Here is a 3,786-nt window from a genome sequence, read left to right on the forward strand (position 1 = left end):
GAGCAATGCTTGAAAAGGTGGACGAGAGGGGACGTTAAGTGAGGGCGATTCATCGGTTGTCAGCATCATTCGTAAAGACGTCTCCGCAGGGTAAATATTGTGACGGGGCAGGGCTATGGTTGAATGTTCGAAAAGACAATACACGCTCTTGGTTTTTTCGCTATACGCACCACAATAAGCGCCGTGAAATGGGACTTGGTCCTGTTACGAAACTCTCTTTAAAAGAAGCGCGTGAGCTTGCAAGATATTATAGTGATATTCTTAAAGAAGGCAATGATCCTATTGTTTTTCGAGAACAGACTATTTTAAAACAGCAAAGCAATATTTTTCAAGAAATTGCAAAAGCGGCTTTTGCAAGCAAAAAAGCAGAGTTGAAAAATGAAGGTAAAAACGGCCGCTGGTTTTCTCCACTAGAGTTGCACGTGATTCCACACATTGGTAATTTACCTATAGAAAAATTAACAGCCAATATTATTCGCAATGTTCTCGCACCCCTTTGGCATGAAAAAGCAGACACAGCGCGAAAAGCACTTAACCGTATCAATATTTGTTTGAAATATGCTGCGGCTCTTGGTTTAGATGTTGATCTACAGGCTTGTATGAAGGCACGCGCGCTTTTAGGAAAACCACGTGCGACATCAACAAATATTCCTGCTATGCCATGGCAAGAGGTTCCGGCATTTTATCAAAGCTTGGATGATAAGATCCTTTCAAATTTAGCACTGAAGTTATTGATTTTGACAGGAGCACGGTCATATCCATTGCGCTATTTACGCCTTGAACAAATTGACAAAAATATATGGACGATACCAAAAGAAAACATGAAAGGTATTGTAGGGAAAGTTTCAGATTTTCGCGTGCCATTAAGTCGTGAAGCTTTGAAAGTAATTGAAAAATCTCTCCCTTTTGAGAAAAAAAGTTTTCTCTTTTCTGGTCTTACCGGCAAGCCAATTTCTGATGCAAGCATGGCAAAATATATGACAGTTTGCGGCTTAACTTATCGTCCCCATGGTTTTCGTTCAAGCTTACGGGATTGGATAGCAGAGACAACGTCAACACCGTTTGAAATTGCCGAAACTGTTCTTGCCCATTCAGTTGGGAGTTCAGTGACGAAAGCCTACATGCGAACGGATTTTTTAGAACAGCGACATGTTCTTTTAGAGCAGTGGGCGTCTTTTATATCAGGAAAGGCTTGACATTATTTATGCAATGTGTATTTTCGAATCAGGTGCCTCAAAAACACCTTGACGATAAGCGGGTGGATTGCCGAAACAGTCTTTTTCCGCAGATTAAAAGCTTTGACTCATTATATGCGTATAGCATATAAATGGCTTGTCGGGTGTGGTTACGCTATACAATACCCTTTGGGGGAAAGCATAACGACGGACTTATCGCCGTGTTTTTGAGCACCCGGCACTCTTTTATCGAGTGTCAATCAAAAACATTTAACGATAAGGAGTTCTCATGAACACTCTTATTCCAATATTGGAACAAATAATTGATCAGAAAACTGTTCAAACGGTAAATGCGCGCGAATTACATGCGTTTTTGGAAATAGGAAAAGATTTCTCTACTTGGATTACAGACCGTATTAACAAATATAATTTATTAGAAAATCAAGACTTTGTTTGCTCCCCGATTTTGGGGAGCAAAGGCAGGGGTGGTCACAATCGTAAAGATTATCATCTAACTTTAAGTGTAGCTAAAGAACTTTCTATGCTTGAGAATAATAAGAAAGGTAGAGAAGCCCGTTTATACTTTATCAAATGTGAAAGGCTTTTAAAACAAGTAGCAACCCCACAGATAGCTGCATCACAAGCTGATTATTCCAAACCCGAAGCATTGCTTGGTGTCTTGAATCACTTACAAAATCAAATAGAGCAGAAAGATCATGTTATTGCTGAATTGACTCCAAAAGCAAAAGCTTTGGAAGGTTTAAAACGCTCTGATGGTTTATTCGGTCTTATTGAAGCAGCGAAAATGCTTGAAGTACGACCAAAAGATTTAACAGATTACTTGCGGAAAAATGATTGGGTCTATCGACGGGCTCCAGGGGCGCCTCTGTTACCTTATCAGGACAAAATAAAGAAAGGATTCATGGATTGTCCCGCTATTACCATTCAAAGACCGGACGGAACAGAAAAGGTGCTGCCTTCAACAAAAATTACATCCAGAGGATTAGCTTGTTTGAGAGAACAAATCCATGGAGGTGTACAATGAACACCAGTATCGACTTTTTATGTGATTTATGGATGGCTTTGTTTCAATTTTCTGATCGTGATGATGTCGAAGATAAGGCTTTTAATGCTCTGATTGAAACCATGGATGCAATAGAAAAAGCTCTGATTTTAAAACTTCAAGATGAATCACCAAATGCACTCAGAGTTCTGGCAATGATTACAAATTTTGGATCTTTAAAACCTCCTTCTATTATGGAGCCTTTGTTGAAAGCTTACGAGCCGAGTTTGAAAAATTCTGTTAAGAAAGCTGCTTAATTTAAAAACATGATTTATCTCCTCGTCTTTTAGGCGGGGAGGTGGTTAATACCGTAAAATATCTTTACATAATACGTATTGTACGTACAATACGTATTATACATTAAAGATAGGATGTGCATATGAAAAAATATAGTTTTACAGATGTAAACCGCGGGGCAGGCGATATTTTAGACGAGGCTATGTCTACACCTGTAGCTTTGACAAAGCGAGGGCGTGAAAAAATCATTATGCTTCCTGTTGATTTATATCATGAATTAATAAAAGCGCGTTTTGGCGCACAATCTTTTGTTTATGCAGATGCACCTCAAAATATATTAGATGATTTAGATCGTGGTTTAGATGACATTTTGAATAGTGATGAACATGTTTAAAGCAGGGGATGTTGTTCAATATTATTATTTATGGCACGAACAAGCGCAAAAAGGTGAACATTCGGGGCGCAAAGCGCGTCCTTCCTGTGTTATGGTTAAAACTGAAAGCCATTTTTTTTTGTTTCCTATCACTTCTCAAGAGCCTATTAATTTACAATATAGCTTAAAAGTACCTGAGATAGAATGTAGACGTGCGGGGTTGCAAAAGCAATCTTGGGTGCGTGTTGATGAATTTAATGTTGTTCCTTGCGAATCTTTGTTTGACTTTGAAGATTTAAAACCACAAGGGCGTTTTAGCCTCGCTTTCGTGCGTAAAATTGCACTTAAAATTAAAGAAGTTAAAGCAATAAAACCACTTGGAAAAGTCTCTAGAGACTGAGTGATACAATTAAACAGCGTGGAGTGTTGGAATTTTGCTAACATCTGTTTCACGTTCAGCATGCCACGCATCATAATTGGCTTGCATGCGTAACCATATGGCAGCTCCATTCCCAAACATTTTGCCAAGACAAGCCGAAAGAGAAGGAGATATAGGCTTTTCGGCATTTAGAATATCATAGAGATGTTGACGTGATATACCAAGCATCTGCGCAATTTCTGATTTTGTTTTGCCTGTTGCTGGAATAATATCTGCTAAAACTTCTCCTGGATGAGTAGGACAGCGGTTTTTATCTCTTTGTGCAGGAATGTCATCCATAACTGTATCCTTTCTTAATAAAGTGAATACGAAGTTTAAATTCTGTTGCCATCTTGCTCTCCAAATTAATGAAGAGACCATAACAATCATCTACACTCTCTCATAAGACTGACACTGTCAGTCAAAAAGGACTTTAAAGAAAGAAAATCATACAAGCCAGCTTATACAACAGCTATCCATTTGACTTGCGCTATCTTTGGTTATGTATTTAATCTTTCCA

At 38.6% G+C, this 3,786-nt stretch carries 6 protein-coding genes; 5 read left to right on the plus strand and 1 reads right to left on the minus strand.

Annotation, left to right across the window (positions count from 1 at the left end):
• Positions 1-38 precede the first annotated feature (38 nt).
• The 5 genes from ACFIQE_RS08960 to ACFIQE_RS08980 all read left to right on the plus strand — a co-directional run bounded on the left by ACFIQE_RS08960 (position 39) and on the right by ACFIQE_RS08980 (position 3,248).
• Positions 39-1,196, plus strand: coding sequence for a tyrosine-type recombinase/integrase (locus ACFIQE_RS08960; RefSeq protein ID WP_375707574.1), 1,158 nt, complete (start codon positions 39-41; stop codon positions 1,194-1,196).
• A 268-nt stretch (positions 1,197-1,464) separates the two neighbouring features.
• Positions 1,465-2,220, plus strand: a complete 756-nt coding sequence (locus ACFIQE_RS08965; protein ID WP_375707575.1) for an antA/AntB antirepressor family protein — start codon at positions 1,465-1,467, stop codon at positions 2,218-2,220.
• Complete coding sequence (locus ACFIQE_RS08970) at positions 2,217-2,495, plus strand: hypothetical protein (RefSeq protein ID WP_375638183.1); 279 nt, start codon at positions 2,217-2,219, stop codon at positions 2,493-2,495. The genes ACFIQE_RS08965 and ACFIQE_RS08970 overlap by 4 nt, the downstream gene beginning before the upstream one ends.
• Before the next feature lie 122 nt (positions 2,496-2,617).
• Positions 2,618-2,869, plus strand: coding sequence for a type II toxin-antitoxin system Phd/YefM family antitoxin (locus tag ACFIQE_RS08975; RefSeq protein WP_375707576.1), 252 nt, complete (start codon positions 2,618-2,620; stop codon positions 2,867-2,869).
• Positions 2,862-3,248: a hypothetical protein gene (locus ACFIQE_RS08980; protein ID WP_375641101.1), complete on the plus strand. Its 387-nt coding sequence runs from the start codon at positions 2,862-2,864 to the stop codon at positions 3,246-3,248. Before ACFIQE_RS08975 ends, ACFIQE_RS08980 begins: the two co-directional genes overlap by 8 nt.
• Positions 3,249-3,257: 9 nt before the next feature.
• Here the strand turns inward: ACFIQE_RS08980 and ACFIQE_RS08985 are convergent, their stop codons facing one another.
• A complete protein-coding gene (locus ACFIQE_RS08985) occupies positions 3,258-3,566 on the minus strand; it encodes a HigA family addiction module antitoxin (protein WP_375641102.1) in 309 nt (102 codons plus the stop codon).
• Positions 3,567-3,786 lie beyond the last annotated feature (220 nt).

The sequence above is a fragment of the Bartonella sp. AA1HLJMS genome, from assembly GCF_042197445.1.
Lineage (GTDB): Bacteria > Pseudomonadota > Alphaproteobacteria > Rhizobiales > Rhizobiaceae > Bartonella.